Origin of the sequence: Delftia sp. S65, assembly GCF_016516495.1 — a bacterium.
Classification (GTDB): domain Bacteria; phylum Pseudomonadota; class Gammaproteobacteria; order Burkholderiales; family Burkholderiaceae_C; genus Comamonas; species Comamonas acidovorans.
This window is the reverse complement of sequence record NZ_JACVUR010000017.1, coordinates 61,606-82,637: the sequence shown is the minus strand read 5'-3', so window position 1 is coordinate 82,637 and position 21,032 is coordinate 61,606. Positions and strand designations below refer to the sequence as shown.

Sequence of the window (21,032 nt, the reverse complement as noted above, 5' to 3'; positions counted from 1 at the left end):
AGACGAACGCCGTCCACGCGCAGGCGGTTCGCTGCGCGCGGGCGAAGAAGGACTGAGGCGGGCCTGTGGACCAGGCCGGGGAGGTCAGGAAGCCAGGGGCGGTGCCTGGGCGGGAGAAGGCCGTATCACGCGCCCGCGTCAGCGCGGACTCAGGCGCGTGGGCTGCAGCGGCAGGGCGGGCCGGGGCGCAATGCAGCGCATGCGCGCGGCACGCAGGCCCAGGGTGAGCAAGACCAGGCCGACCACGGCCAGCAAGGGCATGGGCAACAGGTCCAGCGGCTGTATGGCGTCCTGCACATCGACCTCGAAAGGCTCGACATGGTCTTCATCCACATCGGTGAAGGAGCCGTGGGCCACGAACAGGTGGAAATGCGAGTCGGCCACCCGCGACGACGCCGCGTGGATGTGCAGGCCGGCCTGGTTCGGAGTGCCGAAATGGCTGTGCAGCAGCGGTATCAGCAGCTGCGCCACCATGGCAGCAGCAAGGCGCTCCGCATGGATAGGCTCCGGATGGCATGCAACATGGCCGGGGATTGTAGTGCCGGTGCCTGCGCAATCGGTTCAATCCCGCAGTTCGGCAAGGGCACATTCACCTGTCACATACCAAAGCAAGCCCCCGCCATCGCGGCAGGCCCGCAAGCCGCACCAGGCCTCGGTTCAAGCTGGAGTGACGGATTTCATTGTATTTTTTCGGATATAACGAAGCCATTCATGGAGCACTTCCCCCCCGGGAACCTGCAGGCCCGCGCTGGAGAACCGACTTGACGCAAAAATACATCCCCCATCTGCTGGCCCTGGACCGCGAGCGTGACTGGGCGCGCGCAGCGCAGGCCTGTGGCATCTCCGACAACGCGCTGGCCCAGGCCATACGCTCGGCCGAGGCGGAGTTCGGCCACGCGCTGGTGCGTGCGGGCCGGCCCTTCCAGGGGTTCACGCTGGAGGGTGAACAGGTGCTGGCCTGGGCCCGGCAGTTCGCCCAGGCGGTGGATGCACTCAAGCACTGCTTTGCCGACACGCGCAAGCGGGCGGGCCTGGCGCCCCTGCTGGCGCGGCGCTCCGTCTCGCCCAGGCGGCTGGCCATGCCGGGCCCGGACAGCGGCGACATGGACCTGATGATCGAGGCGGCGCTATGCGCTCCGGACCACGGTGCCTTGCACCCCTGGCGGGTTCTGGAGTTTCCCGCCCACCAGCGCGAGGCCTTGGCCAGCCTGTTCGAGCAGGAAAAACGGCGCCGCGACCCGCTGGCCCCGGCCGACGATATCCCCCGTGCGCGCGAGCATGCAACGCGCGCGCCGGCGCTGATCGCCTTCATCATCTCGCCCCGGCCGCGCTCGCGCGTGCCGGTGCGTGAGCAATGGCTGGCCGCGGGCGGGGCCCTGGGCAACTTCCTCAATGCCGCCCACCATTTGGGCTTTGGTGCCATCGTGCTCAGTGGCGAGCGCTGTTTTGACCCGGCCCTGCAATCAGCGCTGGGTTTGCGCGAGGGCGAGCACCTGGCCGGCTTCATCAGCCTGGGCACCATCACCAGCCAGCCATCCCCGCGCGCAACGGTGGCGCCCTCTTCCATGCGCACGGCATGGCAGGCGGAGCAGACAGCAGCGGTCACGGCACAGGCCCTTCTCCAGCCAGACGGCAACCACGACAGCCACGGCAGCGATCTTTGAAGCCGCAGCCGGCGCGTGCCAGGTGGCGCATAAGTGGCGCACAGGTGGCGCGCAGGTGGCGCACTGACTGCGCGGGGCGGTTAGAGTTGCGGGGCTGCTGCGCCCTCTTGCACCCTCTTGCGCCCTCTTTTCCATCACGGAACAAGCTTTCATGATCATCCGGCCCCGCCCCCACTGGCTGCGCATGCTCTTCGTGCTGCGAGGCTCCGTGCTGCCCGACATCCTGCCCCAGCTGATGGCCGCCACCTTGTTCGCCGTGCTGGTCACGGCGCTGCACGGCCAGCTTTTCGCGTGGAAGGTGCCGCTGAACTTCGTGCCGTTTTCGCTGATCGGGCTGACGCTGGCCATCTTCCTGGGCTTTCGCAACAGCACCAGCTATGCGCGCTATTGGGAGGCGCGCACGCTGTGGGGCACCCTGCTCAACGAGACACGCACCCTGGTACGCCAGGCCCGGACCTTGACGGACGCGCCGCAGCACGCCCCGGCCCTGGCCATGGTGCTGGCGGCCTTTGTGCACGCGCTGCGCCACCAGTTGCGCGGCACCGATGCCGCGGCCGACATGCGTCGCCTGCTGCCTGCCGCCGACTGCGAACGCCTGGCCACGGCGCGCTTCAAGCCTGCCGTGCTGCTGCTCATGGCCGGCGAATGGCTGCAGGCGCGCCGCCACGACGGCAGCCTGCAGCCCGTGCTGGTGCCCGCCATGGAGGCGCCGCTGTGCAAGCTGGGCGAGGCACTGGGCGGCTGCGAGCGCATTGCGGGCACGCCGATTCCCTTCACCTACGCGGTGATCATCCATCGCACCATCTACCTGTACTGCCTGCTGCTGCCCTTCGGCCTGGTGGATTCCATCGGCTTCATGACTCCGGTGATCGTGGCCTTCATCGCCTACACCTTCTTCGCGCTGGAGGCACTGGGCGCCGAGCTGGAGGAGCCCTTCGGCACGGCGCCCAACGATCTGGCGCTGGACGCCATGTCGCAGATGATCGAGGCCACGCTGCGCGAGCTGACCGGCGAGGTGCTGCCGCCTGCGCCGCAGCACAAGGATGTGCTGTTCCTGACCTGACCCTGCCTGCCGGCCCGGACAGCGCCAGCGGCACAATCTGCCACCCGCATCACAGAAAAAGGACAAGCGCCATGACGGAGACAAGCAAGGTCAAGGGACCGGCCTCGTATTTCCCTTCCATCGAGAAGACCTACGGCCAGCCGATTGCGCACTGGATGGATCTGCTGCAACAGCAGGACACCCGCAAGCACATGGAACTGGTGGGCTGGCTCAAGGCCCAGCACCAGATGGGGCACGGCCATGCGAATGCGCTGGTGGCCGTGTTCCTGGCACAGGCCTGACCTGCACCCAGCAACCCTCAGCCGATGGCCGTGCCGAAAGCCTGGCGCACGGCGGCACCCGCTTCGTCAAACAGGCGGCGTGATGCCGGCGCCAGCCCCAGCATGTGCATGCAGGCGTGCACCATGCCGGGCAGGCGCACGGCCTGCACCGCCACACCGGCCTGGGCCAGCCGCTGCGCATAGGCTTCGGCCTCGTCGCGCAGCGGGTCGTATTCGCAGCTGATCACCGTGGCTTGGGGCAGGCCTGCCAGGTGTTCCGCGCGCAGCGGAGAGACAAGTTCGTGCCGCCCCGGTGCCGCATCGCCCAGGTACGCGCCATAGCAGTACTCCATGGCCGCACGCGTGAGGTAATGGCCCTCTCCGAACTGCTGGAACGACGGCGAGTCCATGGCCGCGTCCAGTGCCGGGTACAGCAGCAGCTGGTGGGCGATGGCCGGTGCGCCCGCCGCCCCCCAGCCCTCTTGTTGCCGTGCCAGCAGGCAGGCAGCGGCCGCGAGGTTGCCGCCCGCGCTGTCTCCGGCCACGCCGATGCGCCTGCGGTCCAGGCCCAGCGCATCGGCCTGCTCAAAGGTCCAGGCAATGGCATCGCAGAAGTCATGCAGCGGCACGGGAAAGCGGTGCTCGGGCGCCAGCCGATAGTCCACCGAGACCACGACGGCGCCCGTTGCCGCGGCCAATGCGCGGCAGGGGTTGTCGTAGACCTCCAGCGAACCCAGGCACCAGCCGCCGCCGTGGGCGAAGACCAGGGCGGGCTGGGGCGTGGGTGTGTCCGAGGCCAGCGGCCGGTAGATGCGCACGCGCAGCGGCGCACCGTCGCGCGCGGGCAGCGTGAAGTCTTCGGTACGGGCCACGGCCTCGGCCGGGCCATGCAGGGCGCGCAGCCCGGCGTCGGTGGCCTCGCGCAGCGCTGCCAGCGTGGGCGGCGTGGGCGGGGCCACGGCCTGGGTCGCCTGCGCCAGCTCGGCGAGATAGCGCGCAATGTCAGCGTCCAGGCCCATGGTCACAGCGTCCTTTGCAGGAAGGGCAGCAGCTCGGCGATGAAGGGCTCGGCGGCTTCCTCCATGATGAAGTGGCCGCAGCCCGGCACGATCACGCCCGACAGGTCATCGGCATGGCCGCGCAGCGTGGCCAGCGGCGCATCGGCCGTGGCGTGCTCGGCGCCAATGGCCAGCACGGGCATGGCCAGCGGGCGCAGCGCACGCTCGCGGTTCTGGCGGATGGTTTCGGGAATGGCACGGTAGTAGGCAAAGCCGCCGCGCAGGCCACCGGGCGCCGCATAGGCATCGACATAGACGTCGACGGCCACGCGGTCGCGCCGCAGCGACCAGCGGTTGAACATGAATTCCAGGTAGGCACGCTCGCGCCCCGCGATCAGGGTCTCGGGCAGGTCGGCCAACTGGTTGAACATGAAGTGCCACAGGAAGATGTTCTGCTCTGGCGGCGCAAAGATGCTGGGCTCGGGCGCCAGGCCGGGGATCACGGCCTCGGTCAGCGCCAGGGACTGCACGGCCTGCGGCTGGTCGCTGGCCAGCGCATAGGCCACCCACATGCCCACGTCGTGGCCGGCGACCTGGTAACGCTCATGGCCCAGCGCCAGCATGGTGCGGTGCAGGGTCAGCGCGATGGAGCCCGTGTCGTAGCCGGTGTCGGGCCGGTCGGAAAAGCCCGTGCCCGGCGGATCGACGGCAATGGCCTGGAAACCCTGCGCAGCCAGCGCCTGCATGACGTGGCGCCAGGCATACCAGGTCTGGGGCCAGCCCGGGATCAGCAGCACGGGCGCGCCCTGCCCGGCCGTGATGCAGTGGATGCGGCGGCCGTCGATGCGCACGTAGTCGTGCGAGAACTCGCAGGCCTGGTCTTCCTGCTTGCGCAGGGCGTTCGATGTGAAAGCGTTCATTGTTGGATTCTTTTTGAGGTTCTTTGGCTGCGGGCGTGCTCAGGCGATGCCGAGCATGGCGTTGATCTGGCGCTGGTCCACGGGGGCGCCGGCGAAGTCGTCAAAGATCTTGTCGGTCACGCGGATGATGTGGCGGTTGATGAAGTCCACGCCCTCGCGCGCACCGTCTTCCTGGTCCTTGAGGCAGCACTCCCATTCCAGCGAGGCCCAGCCCTGGTAGTCGTACTGCGCGAACTTGGAGAAGATGGCCTTGAAGTCCACCTGACCGTCGCCCAGCGAACGGAAACGCCCTGCCCGCTCCAGCCACGAGGAATAGCCGCCGTAGATGCCCTGGCGCCCGCTGGGCAGGAACTCCGCATCCTTCACATGGAACATGCGGATGTGCTCGCGGTAGATGTCGATGTAGTCGAGGTAGTTGAGCTGCTGCAACACGAAGTGGCTGGGATCGAACAGGATCTTGCAGCGCGTGTGCTGGCCCACCAGTTCATGGAAGCGCTCGAAGCTGGTGCCGTCGTGCAGGTCTTCGCTGGGGTGGATTTCGTAGCACAGGTTCACGCCCTGCTCGTCGCAGGCGTCGAGGATGGGGCGCCAGCGGCGCGCCAGCTCCTCGAAGGCGGTTTCGATCAGGCCGGCCGGGCGCTGCGGGAACGGGAACAGATAGGGCCAGACGAACGAGCCCGAGAACGTGCCCATGTCGCTCAGTCCCATGCGGCGCGATGCACTGGCCGACAGCTTGAGCTGCTCCAGCGCCCAGGCCGTGCGTGCGGCCGGATTGCCGCGCAGCGCCTCGGGCGCAAAGCTGTCGCACATGGCGTCGTAGGCCGGGTGCACGGCCACGAGCTGGCCAAAGATGTGCGTGGTCAGCTCGCTGGCCACCAGGCCCTGCGAGGCCAGCATGCCGTTGACATCGTCGCAATAGGTCTGGCTGCTGGCGGCCGTGGCCACGTCGAACAGGCGCTGGTCCCAGGCGGGAATCTGCAGGCCCTTGAAGCCTACGCCGGCTGCCCAGCGTGCGATGTCTTCCAGGGAATTGAACGGTGCCTTGTTGTCGGCAAATTGCGCCAGATGAAGGCTTGGGCCCTTGATGGTCTGCATGTGATTTCCTTGCGTTGAGCTATTGTTTGTTGATCGACAAAGAATAGTATCACGCCAATGCGGCTGCTTTTGCGAAGCCGATGCAAGACAGCATCACGGCGCCGCTAAGATGCCGCCCTGACTGTTGAGAAGGATGAGGAAGATGGCCGGAAGACCCAGGGAATTTGACCGAGACCAGGCGCTGGAGCGCGCCATGCTGGCGTTCTGGCGGCGCGGCTACGAGGGCACGTCCATGGCCGACCTGGTGCAGGCGCTGGGCATTGCGTCAGCGCGCATCTATGCGGCCTTCGGCAGCAAGCAGGATCTGTTCCGCGAGGCCGTGCAGCGCTACGAGGCCGGTGATGGCGGCTTTGCCGACCGCGCCATGGCCCAGGAGCCGCGCGTGCGCGACGCCCTGGCCCGCGTGCTGCGCGATGCCGTGGCCACCTATACGGACGATGCCCATCCGCTGGGCTGCATGGTGGTCACCGCCGCCACCAATTGCGCCGAGGAAAACGAGGCAGTCGCCGCCTGGCTGGCCGAACACCGACGCCAGCGCACGCAGTCCCTGATCGACCGCCTTCAGCGCGCGCTGGATGAGGGCGAGTTGCGCGCCGGCACCGATGTGCAGGCGCTGGGGGATTTCTATGCCACGCAACTGCACGGCATATCGGTGCAGGCCCGCGATGGCGTGCCGCGCCAGCGGCTGCTGGCGGCGGTGGAGACCGCCTTGCTGCTGCTGGACACGGCGCTGCAGCCCGCAGCCAAGGCGGGCTGAGCCGTCAGGCGCCGAGCTTTTGCAGTTTTTGCAGCTCGGCGCGCAACTGGATCACGCTGGGCGTGACGATGGGGATGAAGGCCGATTCACGCCAGCGGCGGGCAAAGCCATCGTCCGCATCCAGGCTGTAGGCGCGGCCGCCGGCCGTCTGCAGCTCCAGCTGCATGGCCTGCTGCACGCAGTCGTGCAGGGCCAGGCGCAGCGCGAAAAGCCGCTCGGGCGCCTCCACGAAATCGCCGGCCTCTACACCGGCCTTGAGTGCCGCCACCGCCTGTTCCAGATGGCTGCGGGTATCGTCCAGCGGCTGCTGCAGCACATGCCCGCCCTGCCCCATGCGCGAGGCGGCCTGCGCACAGGCCGCGCGCGCCAGGCCGATGGACAGGCCGCATTGCATGCCCAGGAAGGCCGGCCGCACACGCGGCAGGAATCCGCCGGCGCGCTCGGCCAGCAGATCGTCGTCGGTGATGGCCACGTCCTTGAGTTGCAAGGCGGCGGTGTTGGTGCCGCGCAGGGCAATCAACTCCAGATCCGGCGAGCGCTCCAGCCCGGGGCGGTCGGACGGCAGGGCCACGATCATGGGCGGCGCGCCGTCGTCACGCGCCACGGCAATGGCGGCCAGAAAGCGCGGCCCGCGCAGGTTGGTGCACCAGGGCACGCTGCCGTTGAGCAGCCAGCCGCCGCCCTCCCGGGCCGTGGCGCGGATGTTGAGAGCCTCCAGCCCGCTGAGGAATTTCATGATGTTGGACAGCCCCGAGGCACCGGCCGCCTCGCCCGCCAGCAGCGCGGGCAGCCAGCGCTCGCGCAGGGCCGCATTGCCGGTGTTCGCCAGCATCTCGATCAGCACGCGCTGGCCCCAGAAGGCAAAGGCGGCGGACATGGAGTGCGTGGCCACCTGGGCAATCGCCTCGATGGCATCGCCGGCGCTGCCGCCCTGCCCGCCCAAGGCGTCAGCCAAGCCGTGGCCCAGCAGCCCGGCTTCGGCCAGATAGGGCACGACGGCGGCCGTGGCCTCGCCGTTGCCGGCATCCAGCGCCTGGGCACGTGCATCCAGCCATTGGCGGTTGGCGCCGGTCAGCAGGGGGAAATCGGGTATGTGGCTTGTCATCTTGCGGGTCACCATAAAAAAAGGGACCGCTGTGGGCACAGCGGTCCCTTGCCATCCTAGCGCAGCGCACAGGCTGCGCAGATGACGCAGCGCAGGCTCAGTGCGCCGCCACCTTGCCGGGGCGTGTTTCCTCGCGCAGGGCCTTGACCTTGTCGCTCAGGCCGGCCCAGGGCTGCAGGCCGTACTGGCTGCGCATGGTGTTGAGCAGCGTGGCGATCTGATCGTCGCTGAGGTTATGGCGGAAGGCGGGCATGGTGCCCAGCTGCGGGCGCGCCGGTTGCGTGATGCCGTTGAGCACCACATGGATGGCGTTGGTCGGCGAGTCGCTGTACAGATTGGTGTTCAGCGACAGCTGGGGACGCACCCCGAAGCTGCTGCCGGCCAGCACGCCGCTGGGGTCGGCGCGGTGGCAGGCCATGCAGGCGCCCTGGTACAGGCGGTAGCCCTGGGCGTCGACCGGCAGCTTGGCAACCTCGGTCTTTTCCTTCACCAGGGACTGGGCGTCCCCTGCGCCAGCGGCGTCTGCCACGGGCTTGCGGTACGACATCAGGTAGGTGGCCATGGCGTTGATGTCCTCGGCCGACTGGTGGGACAGGCCTTCGATCACGGGCGCCATGGGGCCGGCGGCCACGCCGTGGCGCTCCGAGAAGCCGGTCTGCATGTAGCGGACCAGGTCCTCGCGCGTCCAGGGCAGCGGGGCCACGGCCTTGTCGTTGAGCGCGGGCGCATCCCAGCCGTCGATGAAGGCGCCGGCCAGATGGTCGGCACCCTTTTTCTCGGCGCCGAACTGGTTGCGCGGCGAGTGACAGGCCGCGCAGTGGCCCAGGCCTTCGACCAGGTAGGCGCCGCGAATCCACTCGCCCGACTGGTTGGCGGGCGCGGGCTGCTCGCCCGGCTCCAGGTACAGCGCATTCCACAGGGCCAGGCCGCGGCGCACGTTGAACGGGAAGTTCAGCGCGGTCTTGGGTGCCTCGTTGGAGACAGCCGGCTCGGTCATCAGGAAGGCGTACAGCGCCTTCATGTCCTCATCGGTCACGCGGGTGAACGCGGTGTACGGGAAGGCGGGGTACAGGTAGTTGCCCTCGCGGTCCACGCCATGGCGCATGGCGCGCTCGAAGGCCTCGTACGACCAGCGGCCGATGCCGGTTTCGGCATCGGGCGTGATGTTGGTCGAGTAGATGGTGCCGAAAGGGCTGGGCATGGCCAGGCCGCCTGCGTTGCGCTGGCCGCCCGGTGCCGTGTGGCAGACAGCGCAGTCGCCCATGTGCGCCAGGCGGCGCCCCTGGTCGATCTGCTGCTGGCTGAATTCCTGCACCGGGATCTGCTGCAGGGGCGCGATTTCGCTGCGGCCCGTGGCCAGCCAGAAGGCGGCGCCGGCCACGGCGGCCAGGCCGACCACGCCGAGGGTGATTTTCTTGAGTGTGTGCATGTTCCGGTCCTCCGCTCTCAGTTCTGTGCCTTGTCGGCCGGGGCTGCATCGGCAGCCTTTGCCTTGAGTGCGGCCAGCACGCGTGCCGGGGTGAACGGCACTTCGCGCAGGCGCACGCCGGTGGCGTCGAACACGGCGTTGGAGACAGCGGCGGCGCTGGGCACGGAGGCGGATTCGCCCGCGCCCATGGGGTCTTCGCCCGGGCGCTCGACCAGTTGCACGTCGATCTCGGGCAGCTCGTCAAAGCGCAGGATGGGGTAGCCGCCCCAGTCCAGCGAGGTCACGCCCTTGCTGTCGAAGGTCACGTACTCCTTGAGCACGCGGCTGGTGGACTGGATGATGTTGCCGTGCACCTGGTGGCGCACGCCGGCCGGGTTGACCATCTCGCCGCAGTCATGGGCCACGAAGACCTTGTCCACCTTGATCACGCCGGTCTCGCGGTCCACGGTCACGTCGCAGATCCAGGTGGCCCAGGCCGCGCCGTAGCCAGGGAACTTGCTGTGGTAGTAGCGGGCATAGGCAAAGCCGCGGCCCTTGACCAGACGCTGGTCGGCCGGCGCGGGGTTGCGGTGGGCCGGGCCATCCTGCCAGCCGGCCTGCTTGTGCGCAGCGTGCGTCAGCGCCACGGCGCGCGGGTCCTTCAGGTAGCGCAGGCGGTAGGCCAGCGGGTCTTCACCGGCCAGGTAGGCACATTCGTCGATCCAGCACTCATGGGCAAAGACGTTGGGCAGGGCCGAGACGCCGCGCATCCACGACGCGCGCACGATGGGCGCAGCATCCTGCGAGACCACGCGCATCTTGGGGTACTCGTACTGCGGGATGGCCGTACGGTCGCCCATCTGCAGCACCTTGGGCTTGTTGGGCACCTTGCCCGTCAGGATCAGGGCCAGGGCCGCCGCGTCGTTGGACGGGTAGCAGGTCTTGAGCTCGTAGCCCAGCACGGCATGGTTCTCGTCCAGGCCGCCGCGCACGCGGATCAATTGGCCCGTGCCCTTGGGCTCCCAGGCGGCCTCCTGCTCGCGCATCAGCTGCACGCGCACCGGGCGGCCCACGGCCTGCGACAGCAGCACGGCGTCGGATGCCACATCGTCCGCGCAATTGCGGCCATAGCAGCCTGAGGCTTCCAGGCGCGTCACATTGATCTGGTCGGCCGCCATGCCGGTCAGCGTGGCGATGTCCTTGCGCACGTCGTGCGGGTTCTGCGATCCGGTCCAGACCTGGATCTGGCTGGCGGACACCTCGGCCACGGCGCAGGACGGGCCGATGGAGGCATGCAGGTGGTAGGGCCAGACGTAGTCGGCCTCGATCACCTTCTTGGCTCCCGAGAAGGCATCGTCAATGCCCGCGTCCTCGCGCAGCATGCGGTCGGTCTTCTCGTGCTTGACCAGGGTGTCGTGCATGGCGTTCAGCGACAGGTCGGGCACGCCGGCCCAGTCCTTCCACTTCACCTCCAGCTGGCGCATGGCTGCAATGGCCTGCTCTTCGCGCTCGGCCACGATGCCCACGAAATCGCCCTGCACCACCACCTTGACGATGCCCGGCAGATGAGCGACCGACTGCTCGTTCACAGAGATCAGGCTGCTGCCCAGCGGAGCCGACGCATCGGCACCGCCATAGGGCGGGCGCACCACGCGGCCGTGCAGCATGCCGGGCACGCGCACATCGTGCACATAGGCCAGCGCGCCCAGCACCTTGGCCGGAATGTCCACGCGCTGCACGGACTTGCCGATGTAGTTGAAACCGCCGGTGCGCAGCGGCACTTCCTTGTCCAGCGCAATGTTCAGGTCCTGACCCTGGGCCAGTTCGCCGTAGCCAATGCGTCGCCCGCCCTTGGCCACCACCGCGCCCTTGGACGTGGTCAGTGCGGACACGGGCTGCTGCAGCTTCTCGGCAGCCAGGCCCAGCAGCAGCTGGCGCACCTGCGCGGCGGCCTTGCGCATGGGGATGGCATCCACCTGGATGGTGTTGCTGGCAATGGTCGGGCCCTGGTTGGGCGTGCGGCCCGTGTGGCCCAGCACCATGGTGATGCGCTCGAACTCCACATCGAGCTCATCGGCCACCAGCTGCGCCAGCGAGGTACGGATGCCCGTGCCCAGGTCCACGTGGCCGTGGTAGGCCGTGACGCTGCCGTCCGCGCCAATGGCGATGAAGCTGCTCACCCGGTCGATGGGGGGAATGGGGAAGGCGCCGGCCACGGCGGGCGCCGTACCCGTGCTTTCAGCCACCAGGCCAGCGGCCGCCACCGAGCTGACCATGACCATGCCGCCCAGCTTGAGCAGGTTGCGGCGCGTCAGTTGAAGGGGGTTGGATGCACTCATGCTGCACCTCCCTGGGCGATCAGCACGCGGGCGCGAGCAGCCGCACGCATGATTTCCACGTGCGTGCCGCAGCGGCATAGGTGGCCGGACAGGGCCTGGGTGACTTCCTCGTCGGTGGCCGTGGGCTTGTGGTCGAACAAGGCCACCAGGGCCATGACCATGCCGTTGGTGCAGTAGCCGCACTGGGCAGCCTGCTCGTCGATAAACGCCTGCTGCACGGGGTGCAGTGTGTGGACGGTCTTGCCATGCGTGTCAGCCGACGGCTTGCCGGCAGGCATTCCCGGCACGGCTGCCGGATGGGCGGCTTCCCAGTCACGCGCCACCCGCGCGTGCTCGGCCTGGGTCGCGTCCTGGGACAGGCCTTCCAGCGTCGTGACCTTCATGCCCTGGACCACGCTCACGGGAACGGAGCAGGAGCGGGCCACCTTGCCGTCGATCAGCACGGCGCATGCGCCGCATTCGCCCAGGCCGCAGCCGAACTTGGGACCGTTGAGCTGCATGTCGTTGCGCAGCACATAAAGCAGCGGCGTCTCAGGGCTCACGCCCTGGATCTCGACCTCTTGTTGGTTGAGAGTGAATTTCATCGTGTGCAAACCTTGTGGTTGACAACAGGTGCAAACCATAGGTGCGCACTGAAAAATCAGGCGACGGGCTCGCCGCGGCCAAGCCCGAAAAAGAAAGCCCACCGCCAACGGGGTGGGCTGTTTTCACGTGGTTTTTAGAGGCAACTCTGATAGATGACTGCCTGTTGTATGCAAACGATTCTATGCCTCGGACTTGCCCATCACTGCCAGCCGGCGTCCATCCAAGGACCTGCACAGACCTGCAAACTCCGTGGCTTTTTGCTCACATAACTCACTATGCAGATCGGAAATATCCGCAAAAACACAGCGCTACCAGCCGATCCGGAAACCTGCACCAAGCCCCGAAAGATGTGCACCACCACAGTGCACAAAGGGCAGAAATCCTTGCATCACAGCCCCGGCCCAGTCTTGCAGCCATGCACGGCTGGGCATAAAGACAGCAGGCCACCCTGGCAGCCGGCGCATCGGCACGGCCATCACACCAACCAAGCAAAACACTCGGCTTTTATCTGCATCAAATTCCAGTGAGAACGCTTGAAATTCCCGAGCACGCCATGCACAGCACCCGTAAAACACGCGCCCGCCTGCAGCATCGATGAACACAAGGCGCGGCCCAGCGGCCCAGCCGTCAACGGGTGCCCGGCGTGATCTGGATGGTGCCCAGGCCCGAGCCCACGGCCTCACGCCGACGAGGCGCCAGCCAGTGCACCCAAAGCCCCTTGAGCCAGCCCAGCGCAAAGGCACCTGCCAAGGCCAACATGCCCCACTGCCCGGCCAACAGGGCCACATATATCCAGTAAGGCATGCATCCCAGGCCGAGAAGGCAGGCCCACCGCCGCAGGGCAACGGAACGGGACTGCGACAGCCAGACGGAAAGGACTGCGGGGAGTGCGAAGGCGATCTGATCGATGCTCATGGCCGCATCATACTGTATGAATAAACAGTTTTGTAGGCAAGAACGCGTGTCTTTCGCGAAGGATGTCACGGGACCACCAGCGCCCTCATCTTTCGCTTGCAGTCCGCTCGCCACCCTCCCCCAACTCCACGCAAAAAGCCGTTGGCAAGCAGCGTACAGACTGGGTTTCAAGAATTTCCAATGTGCGGTGCAGTTTGATCACGGCATCGCCTTTCACATCCCCTTCAATAAGCCCAAACTCCTTCGCAGCCGGTCACTCACTCCTGTGAACCACCGCGCTTCAAACCTGAAAGCGAGGGCATACAGGATTTTGAAGGGCTCTGGAACATACAGCGCCCCATAACTACCAGCTCTTTACATGGCCTTTACCTGGCGTTGACCGATCATTTTGAACACGGTCAGGACGGCCAATGGCAGTCATAGGAGAAAATGATCGAAAGCATGCAAACTTGTTCTTAAAAAACCGTTAATATTCGCGCTTCAATCCATGAAAGGCAGACTACCGTGAACACCACATACAAAGAACTTCTGGCACAGCGCGAGGCACTCGAGGCCCAGATCCAGACAGCACGCAAGCAAGAAGTCAGTGATGTGATCGCCAAGATTCGCGGTCTGGTTCAGGATTACGGCCTGACTGCCGACGACATCTTCACGGCACGCCGCGCCCCCTCCACCGTGGCCCCCAAGTTCCGCAATCCCGAAACCGGTGACACCTGGACCGGCCGTGGCAAGCCCCCTGCCTGGATCAAGGACAAGGATCGCGCCCAGTTCGCCATCTGAAGCCTGGATAAACGCCTCCATGAAAACAGCCTGCAGTTCTCTGCAGGCTTTTTTCATTCTGGCGGCACTTGCTGCCACACCTGAATTCCCGGGCTTGGGCTTCCAAGGCCAGACGCCGCGCAGGTGAAACAAGAATGCTCTATGGACATGTCCTTAAACATGCACCATGCATGGATGCCGTGGTCCAATCTTCCAGCCGGATCTGAAGCCTCCAGCGAGTGACTGACTGCAGATGCCGGCTCCAGATGCTCGGCCACCCATGAAAAAACAGACATCCACCTTGGACAGTGCACCCACACCATACCGTTCTGAAAAGTTCTCGACTGCCGCCGAATCGATAACCACCACAGAAGAGCCCCTCTCCTCCGCTTTGTCATTTTCAGGCGAGCAGGTTTTGTTCATCTCGTCATCCGATGAACTGCACGCCCATCTGCTCCCACACCTCAAAAGTTGGGGCCTGGCGACCACGGCCTGCCACCATCCCATGGCCATTCGCCAGGATCGCCTTCAGAAGTTCCAGGTTGTTGTGCTTTGCGGACCGAAAACGTCCTGGAATCCCAAGGATGAAAACCGCCTGGTGGCAGGAGCTGCAAGCATCATCGAATGCGAGGCTGATTACCCCCTGCAACCCAAGGTGATCAACGCCCGCATCATCGAAGTCTCCTGGCGTTCGCTGCAGGGCCTCTTTGATGCACTGCAACTGGCCGTTCAGCCCCGGCCTGCCAACAGCGGCCGCATTTCGTCGACCGATGACGTCGCCCATTTTCAACAGATCCCGGCCCCCATCAGAACGGCCTTTCTGGAGTCTGCACGTTCGTCGCTGGCGATCATCAAATCCAGCAAAAATCGCAAGGATGTGCAAAGAGAGCTGCACAATCTTTCCGGTTCACTGCGATTTTTTGACCTGACTGAGCTGTCAATACGCTGCGCCGGCCTGGAAAACGGCATCAACCATGATGGGCTGATGCACCATGCGCATTCGCTGCTGGCGCTGGAACTGCAGCTTGACCAGCTCCTGGAAGAAATCCAGACCTTGAACGGCAGATAAAGAACCGGCCGTTATTGAGATCTCGATGAGGTCACCCATCCGCATTCAAGGGCATACTTCATCAGATCAATGTCTCGTTCAATTCCAAGCTTGTGCATGGCCTTGACTTTCTGGGTACTGATGGTTTTCTTGCTTCTGTTCAGCTTGGCAGCGATCTCGTCGATACGCAAACCGGCCGCATAAAGCCTTACCACCTCCGATTCCTTGGGACTGAGCACCCCCGGCGATTTTCCTTCACCTCCCATGACACCCGCATTCATTTTTTCCAGTCGCTCGGAAATGGCGGGAGAGAAGTAGGTCCCTCCTGTATAGGCCGCATGGATGGCTGGAACCAGATGCAGCACCGGGTCCGCCTTGCTCACGATGCTGATGTTCGACACCTTGCCCAGCGCCTGGAGAATGGCCGAATTGTCCAGCATGGTCAGAACCACCAAACCCAGGTTCGGAAATCTTCTGGATATATAGCCAAAAAGATTCAAGCCATCTCCGTATTGACCCGTAGGCATGGAGTAATCCGACACAAGCACGTCAAAGCCACCCTCATCCAACTTTTTCACCAGATCGGTTGAATTTGAAACGCTGGCTTTCAACAGAATTTCCAGCTCGGAAGACAGTTCATGCCGGATGCCTGAGATGATTCCAGGATGATCATCAGCCAGCAGTACGGATATATTCAAATCTTTTCTATGATTCATATTGGAAAACATGATTTGGCACCATCAACGGAATAAACACAATCGTTTCAGTGCAGCATCATTGCACCATGGCTCATCAGATATCTTTCAGGTTCTCCAGCAGGTCATTCAGGGCATCATCCACTGCATGGAGGTGCCGCATATTGACAAGAGATGACAATCGGTCCATATCTTCCACTCTATCCTTCAGCCCAGCCACCGCAAATGACCCTTTCATGGCATGAATTTCACGGTGCACAGCCATCAGATCACCTTGCAGCAAATGCTTTCTCAACGCAGCCAGTGAGCTTTCTGTGGCTGAAATCAATACATCACGATAAGGCAATCTGCTGCCCGGAACTTCCGCAGCTTCAGCGACACCCTTGCCAGACTTTCCTATATTTTTTCCAATGAATTCCTTGAGGTTTTTCAAGGAGGCCGGCTTGACAAGAATATCTGCGATGCCAAATTTTGCACATTTGAATTTTTCCTGCTTGCCTGCATGTGCCGTTATTGCTCCCACAGGAACTCCCGGATAATTCTGCTTGATGCGCTGAGCAAGCGCATAACCGCTCATTCCAGGCATTTGCAGGTCCGTAAGAACCAGGTCATACATATTCTGAGACATCATTCGCAATGCGGATTCCCCGCCTTCTGCAGATTCCGCCTCGAAGCCGAGGATTTTCAGCTGATCCAGAAGCAGCAGCCTGTTGACCGGGTGATCATCGACGATGAGAATCCTTGCGCAATAACCTGCGCTTTCATCGTCTGCAAGCATGACATCGCCATCGTCCCAACCCAAGGAAGCAGGAACAGGCTGGACGTGGCATGCGGGCAAGGTCAATTCGAAAATGCTGCCCTTTCCCGGCACGCTGAAGAACCGGATTTCCCCGCCCATGAGATGTGCCATACGCTGACACAGCGTCAGGCCCAGCCCTGTACCACCAAATTCCGCCGCTATATCCGAGCCTGCCTGCTTGAATGCGTCAAAGATGAAGGGGTGCTGTGAGGGATGAATGCCTATCCCGGTATCTGACACTTTGATCTTGAGCTCACCGGCCCTGTCTGATGCAAATACGTCAATCTTGCCAGCCTTGGTGAATTTCAAGGAGTTGCTGAGAAGATTGTTGAGGATTTGCTTTATTCTCTCGCCATCTCCTATATATCCATCCCTCAGCGAATGGTCAATGATCAGGGAAAATCCTATACCTAGTTCCGCAGCCAGCGGTTTGTAAATGGCAGCCACCTGCCGGATCACAGACTTGAGATCAAAGCTGGCCAATTCCACACTCATCTGACCAGACTCGATCTTCGAGAAGTCGAGAACATCATTCAGCAGCGTCAAAAGAGAATGGGATGAAGATGATATGGTGGTGAGCCTGGTTTGCTGCTCTTCTGACATGGAGCTTCTTCCCAGTATTTCCAGGTTGCCCAATATTGCATTCAGTGGCGTGCGTATCTCGTGGCTCATGGCAGCAAGAAAAGAAGATTTTTCCTGGTTTGCCTCTTCTGCCGCCTTTTTGGCATCTTCCAGATTTCTTTGCACCTGCTTGTGCGCAGTGATATCGGCAAATCCACACAGCAGGACATGCCGCCCCTGATATTTGGCCTTCACCATGATCACTGAAAGCTCTGCAACCGTTCCGTTGTAAGAGATCACGACTTCGCTGACTACCGGCAAATATTCAGTCTTTTTTCCACTCAGATATTTCTCACCGTAGAATCTGAGAAAATATTCAATCAACCGCTCACCAGCAGACTTACCATCCAACACCATGCTTTCTTTGTACTTGTACATCATGCTGTTTTCCAACAGCATCTTCTTTTCCTTGAAATCAAGAAGACCAAGTCCATAAGGCGCCATGGCAATGATGGTGCGACTCAGATGTTCCGTGTCGAACACATTCTTGGCTTTCCCATATATTGGAATAAAAACCCTATCATAAAAATATATCAGAAAACACCAGAAAAAAATGATGAATATCAATGAAAACAGCAAATATACAAGAGACTTCCCATTCAAATACACAGCATCTTTCCAGGAAAACACCTGGAGAAGTATCATGTTCGTATTTGATATCCTCGAATAGTAATAAAAATGTCCATTTCTATAGACTGCACCATACTTGCTCAAAATATATCTACTTATCAGACCTCCGTGAAATTTCGACGCCTCGATATCAAAAAAATCCCCTATTGCATCGCCGATCTCCCCCCCACCCAGCGCAACGTTGCCTTGAGAATCAATAATAAACAAGGAGTTCCTGCCTTCACCTTGCTGCATAAGGCTCTCAATATATTGAGTCGGCATGTCGCTCACCACCGTGAGAAATGGCTTTCCATCTTGGAAAGCCGAGACAACAATCTGAAATGACATCTCCCCGGTCAGAATGCTTTTACTCGGAGGCAGCCATATGGGATGACGCAGCTGGACGGACGGAATGATGGTGCCGTTATCCTCAGGCAAAGTCGAAATCTGTTCCCTGAGTTTCAAGAGCATGTCTTTTCGCTCATGCTCGTTTGGCACCTGCGGCACAAGGACGCCTATGAACGATCTGTCCGGACTGAAGACATAGGCAGATATTGCTCTTCCATTTTGAAGAAAGCTGGAATTTGCCAAATATGCCAGCTCTCCCAACATATCTCTGTAGTGCTTGTGTACATTCTTGTTGATCTTATTCTCAAGCAATACTACAGGGCTCACCCCTGCCATCACAGCATCTGCCCCGGCAAAGACGCCGGGATGAGATGTGTGCGTCTGCCCCCAAAGCAACTCTGATGCAATGATTCCTCGCATCATAATGACTTGCTTTGTTTCTATTTCCACCAGAACCCGGGTTCTCTTGCTCTGGAATACTGCTCTTCTTTCCTCCATGAAGTCATTGAGCTCGAACAGGGCCGCAAGCATTGCCAAAACAATGATAAGAAGAGAGAAAACCAGGCCACCGCCAAAAAGCAGTGTCTTGTTGTATTTGGTCAGAAGGTGGAGCTCTTCCTTTTCTCCAGCCTCTTTTTTATATATTTCCATCTGGGCATCAAGATACAACCATCGATCAGGCTGTGGATCTCCTCATGTAATAAAAGAAATCTTTGCAAGAAAGCTGCGGATGGCATGGAGCTTGGTCGGATCGTCTGCGGCAATGACGCTGCATTTCTGCATCTATTTTCTTACGTCAATCCAACCCATCTCAATTCCATAGCGAATGAGATCAATGTCCTTGCGTATACCCAGCTTGTTCATGACAGCCACCTTGTGCGTGCTGACCGTCTTGATACTGCGATAGAGCTTTTTTGCTATCTCGGACACCGTCATGCCAGAGATGAAAAGAAGCAGAACCTCTTCTTCCCGTTTTGAGAGTTCTATCGATGTCCGCACCGCGCCCAGCCACTCTCCTCCCAGCAGCTTGCTTGCACTGGGAGATATGAATTGACCATCCGTGTATGCAGCGTAGATGGCGGGCAGCAGACTTCCCAAAGAATCCGTTTTATGGACAATTCTGTAGATTCCTTGGTTGGTAAGAGATTTGATGATTCCAATATTCTCGATCATTGTCAGCATGACGATCTTGACACTTGGAAATCTTTTACGAATGACATTCAGCATCACCAGACCATCACCGTAGGTTCCACCGGGCATGGAGTAATCAGTTACCAGAACATCACATTCGTTTTTCTTCAGAAAACTTATGATTTCCGTGGAGTTTTTCGCTCGACCTACAATCTCTATTTCATGCTTATCCTCCAAAACACTTTCTATGCCTGCCAGAACTGCCGGATGGTCATCGGCAATTAATATCCGCAAGACGAAATTTTTCATGACTCAAAAAATTAAAATAATTCGCACGAAGAACATTCCTATTCTAGGCAGCCGGCTACTAGGATTTAATTGGATTTGTCTGATTTTTCAATCCAAAAATCTAAGATTTGTCTGATTTGCAAGATTTATTGCCGAAAAATCGGGTACCAGTCCTAGGTCCCACTCCTAGAATTCAACAGACAGTTGAACCAATGGTTGAATGGATTCGGGCCAGATGCCGCCGGGAGCTGAAGCGCCCGATCTGCGGGAAGGCGCCAGACCTGTGCGCGATGAGATCACTGCGGCGCTTGGCGGGCGGCTGAAGAGATGGCGGAATCCCGGCACAATCGAGGGATGCGAATCCTCCACACCATGCTGCGCGTTGGCAACTTCCAGCGCTCCATCGATTTCTACACACAGGTTCTTGGCATGCAGCTGCTGCGAACCTCCGAGAACCCGGAGTACAAATACTCCCTGGCCTTCCTGGGCTTCGAGGGCGGCAACCCGGCCCAAGCCGAGATCGAGCTGACCTACAACTGGGGCACCGAGGCCTATGACATGGGCTCGGCCTATGGCCACATCGCCATTGGCGTGCCGGACGCGTATGCCGCCTGCGAGAAGATTAAGGCGTCCGGCGGCAACGTGACGCGCGAGGCAGGCCCCGTCAAGGGCGGCACCACGGTGATTGCCTTTGTGACGGATCCGGACGGCTACAAGATCGAACTCATACAAGAGAATTCGCGAGCCCATGCCGGGACCCAGCCTGACGGTGACGCGAAGTTCGACCCGCTGCGCAATTCCTGATCCACGCAGCCGTCAAAAGAAAAGGCCCGGAGCGATTGACGCTCCGGGCCTTTTCTTTTTGGCCGTTTACAGCGGCAAGACTGAGGCTCAGTCCACCAGGATCACTTCCACGCGGCGGGCTTCGGCGTTGCTGCCGTCAGCCTGCAGCTGCTCGGGCTTCTTGAGTTCGACCTTTTCCTCAGCCACGCCCAGAGCGGACAGGGCAGCCTGGACTGCCAGGGCGCGCTTCTTGGCCAGTTCGGCGTTGAGTTCTGCGCTGCCCGTGGCGTCGTGGTAGCCCGAGATCACGGCGCGCTTGCCGCCCTTCACACCGGCGACCACGTCGGCCAGCGCTTCATTGGCGCCCACGGCCAGCTCGGCCTTGGCCGATGCGAAGTAGAACTTGACCACGCCGTTTTCGACAACGACGCGGGCCACATCTTCCTCCAAGACCACGGGCACCATTGCTGCCACAGGGGAAGCGCCGCCTGCCATCTTCGCCGGGCCATGCGCAATGCCGCGCTGGTAGACGACGACGCCAACGACCGTGGAGACGACGAGCGCAATCAGCGCGAACAGGAAACCCAGGGCAAAACGTTGTTGGCTGTCGTCGTCGGAATGACTGAAGGACATGAAGCACTCTCCGTGAATGAGCTGTTGGATGAAAACCAGAAAGACTGCGAAAAACCGGTGGATTGTAGAGGGCCACCGTCGAGGGCCCCGTGCCACGCCCAAACCCCGCAGTGACGGCCGGCAAAAACTGTGGTGCGGCGGAGACAGAAGACCAGCCCTGCAAGGGCAAAGCACGCGCTTGTGCACCGTTTGGGCGTCCAGGCGTTAAA

20 protein-coding genes are annotated in these 21,032 nt (G+C 61.8%); 7 read left to right on the top strand and 13 right to left on the bottom strand.

Going from position 1 to position 21,032, the window contains the following annotated elements; genetic code table 11:
- Nucleotides 1–138: 138 nt before the first annotated feature.
- Nucleotides 139–474 (bottom strand): hypothetical protein, encoded by a 336-nt coding sequence (locus tag IAE24_RS15805; protein WP_199960868.1) that lies wholly within the window; start codon nt 472–474, stop codon nt 139–141.
- Between the two features lie 287 nt (nt 475–761).
- Between IAE24_RS15805 and IAE24_RS15800 the strand changes: the two genes are divergently transcribed.
- From IAE24_RS15800 to IAE24_RS15790, 3 genes are all read left to right on the top strand, one after another.
- On the top strand, nt 762–1,664 hold the full coding sequence (locus IAE24_RS15800) for a nitroreductase (RefSeq protein ID WP_199960870.1): 903 nt from the start codon (nt 762–764) through the stop codon (nt 1,662–1,664).
- A 151-nt stretch (nt 1,665–1,815) separates the two neighbouring features.
- Nucleotides 1,816–2,727: a bestrophin family protein gene (locus IAE24_RS15795; RefSeq protein WP_097202269.1), complete on the top strand. Its 912-nt coding sequence runs from the start codon at nt 1,816–1,818 to the stop codon at nt 2,725–2,727.
- 71 nt (nt 2,728–2,798) lie between these two features.
- Entirely contained in the window at nt 2,799–3,008 is a 210-nt protein-coding gene (locus tag IAE24_RS15790; RefSeq protein WP_013802290.1) for a DUF4287 domain-containing protein, read from the top strand.
- 17 nt (nt 3,009–3,025) lie between these two features.
- On the opposite strand, the gene IAE24_RS15785 is transcribed toward IAE24_RS15790, so the two are convergent.
- From IAE24_RS15785 to IAE24_RS15775, 3 genes are read right to left on the bottom strand one after another with little or no spacing between them, the layout of a single operon-like run.
- Nucleotides 3,026–4,006: an alpha/beta hydrolase gene (locus IAE24_RS15785; protein ID WP_199960872.1), complete on the bottom strand. Its 981-nt coding sequence runs from the start codon at nt 4,004–4,006 to the stop codon at nt 3,026–3,028.
- 2 nt (nt 4,007–4,008) lie between these two features.
- On the bottom strand, nt 4,009–4,905 hold the full coding sequence (locus IAE24_RS15780) for an alpha/beta fold hydrolase (RefSeq protein WP_012205750.1): 897 nt from the start codon (nt 4,903–4,905) through the stop codon (nt 4,009–4,011).
- Between the two features lie 39 nt (nt 4,906–4,944).
- Nucleotides 4,945–6,000 (bottom strand): sugar phosphate isomerase/epimerase family protein, encoded by a 1,056-nt coding sequence (locus IAE24_RS15775; RefSeq protein WP_199960874.1) that lies wholly within the window; start codon nt 5,998–6,000, stop codon nt 4,945–4,947.
- Nucleotides 6,001–6,142: 142 nt separating this feature from the next.
- On the opposite strand from IAE24_RS15775, the gene IAE24_RS15770 reads away from it, so the two are divergent.
- On the top strand, nt 6,143–6,757 hold the full coding sequence (locus IAE24_RS15770) for a TetR/AcrR family transcriptional regulator (protein WP_199960876.1): 615 nt from the start codon (nt 6,143–6,145) through the stop codon (nt 6,755–6,757).
- A gap of 4 nt (nt 6,758–6,761) precedes the next feature.
- Here the strand turns inward: IAE24_RS15770 and IAE24_RS15765 are convergent, their stop codons facing one another.
- The 5 genes from IAE24_RS15765 to IAE24_RS15745 all read right to left on the bottom strand — a co-directional run bounded on the left by IAE24_RS15765 (nt 6,762) and on the right by IAE24_RS15745 (nt 13,109).
- Nucleotides 6,762–7,877, bottom strand: a complete 1,116-nt coding sequence (locus tag IAE24_RS15765; RefSeq protein WP_199960878.1) for an acyl-CoA dehydrogenase family protein — start codon at nt 7,875–7,877, stop codon at nt 6,762–6,764.
- An 82-nt stretch (nt 7,878–7,959) separates the two neighbouring features.
- Nucleotides 7,960–9,291 (bottom strand): c-type cytochrome, encoded by a 1,332-nt coding sequence (locus IAE24_RS15760; RefSeq protein WP_199960879.1) that lies wholly within the window; start codon nt 9,289–9,291, stop codon nt 7,960–7,962.
- A gap of 17 nt (nt 9,292–9,308) precedes the next feature.
- Entirely contained in the window at nt 9,309–11,609 is a 2,301-nt protein-coding gene (locus tag IAE24_RS15755) for a xanthine dehydrogenase family protein molybdopterin-binding subunit (RefSeq protein WP_199960880.1), read from the bottom strand.
- On the bottom strand, nt 11,606–12,193 hold the full coding sequence (locus tag IAE24_RS15750; protein WP_016447058.1) for a (2Fe-2S)-binding protein: 588 nt from the start codon (nt 12,191–12,193) through the stop codon (nt 11,606–11,608). The genes IAE24_RS15755 and IAE24_RS15750 overlap by 4 nt, the downstream gene beginning before the upstream one ends.
- Before the next feature lie 628 nt (nt 12,194–12,821).
- Complete coding sequence (locus IAE24_RS15745) at nt 12,822–13,109, bottom strand: hypothetical protein (protein ID WP_199960882.1); 288 nt, start codon at nt 13,107–13,109, stop codon at nt 12,822–12,824.
- A gap of 504 nt (nt 13,110–13,613) precedes the next feature.
- On the opposite strand from IAE24_RS15745, the gene IAE24_RS15740 reads away from it, so the two are divergent.
- Nucleotides 13,614–13,889, top strand: coding sequence for an H-NS histone family protein (locus IAE24_RS15740; protein ID WP_013802280.1), 276 nt, complete (start codon nt 13,614–13,616; stop codon nt 13,887–13,889).
- 259 nt (nt 13,890–14,148) lie between these two features.
- Nucleotides 14,149–14,937, top strand: coding sequence for an Hpt domain-containing protein (locus IAE24_RS15735; RefSeq protein WP_233626221.1), 789 nt, complete (start codon nt 14,149–14,151; stop codon nt 14,935–14,937).
- 11 nt (nt 14,938–14,948) lie between these two features.
- Here the strand turns inward: IAE24_RS15735 and IAE24_RS15730 are convergent, their stop codons facing one another.
- The 3 genes from IAE24_RS15730 to IAE24_RS15720 all read right to left on the bottom strand — a co-directional run bounded on the left by IAE24_RS15730 (nt 14,949) and on the right by IAE24_RS15720 (nt 19,428).
- A complete protein-coding gene (locus IAE24_RS15730; protein ID WP_081816131.1) occupies nt 14,949–15,644 on the bottom strand; it encodes a response regulator in 696 nt (231 codons plus the stop codon).
- 64 nt (nt 15,645–15,708) lie between these two features.
- Nucleotides 15,709–18,657, bottom strand: a complete 2,949-nt coding sequence (locus IAE24_RS15725) for a response regulator (RefSeq protein WP_233626222.1) — start codon at nt 18,655–18,657, stop codon at nt 15,709–15,711.
- A gap of 114 nt (nt 18,658–18,771) precedes the next feature.
- Nucleotides 18,772–19,428, bottom strand: a complete 657-nt coding sequence (locus IAE24_RS15720) for a response regulator transcription factor (protein WP_013802276.1) — start codon at nt 19,426–19,428, stop codon at nt 18,772–18,774.
- Nucleotides 19,429–19,761: 333 nt separating this feature from the next.
- Here IAE24_RS15720 and gloA point away from each other — a divergent pair, with 333 nt between their 5' ends.
- Nucleotides 19,762–20,211, top strand: a complete 450-nt coding sequence (gloA, locus tag IAE24_RS15715) for a lactoylglutathione lyase (RefSeq protein WP_043796127.1) — start codon at nt 19,762–19,764, stop codon at nt 20,209–20,211.
- Nucleotides 20,212–20,298: 87 nt separating this feature from the next.
- Here gloA and IAE24_RS15710 read toward each other — a convergent pair whose 3' ends face one another.
- Complete coding sequence (locus tag IAE24_RS15710) at nt 20,299–20,823, bottom strand: OmpA family protein (RefSeq protein WP_013802274.1); 525 nt, start codon at nt 20,821–20,823, stop codon at nt 20,299–20,301.
- Between the last annotated feature and the right edge of the window lie 209 nt (nt 20,824–21,032).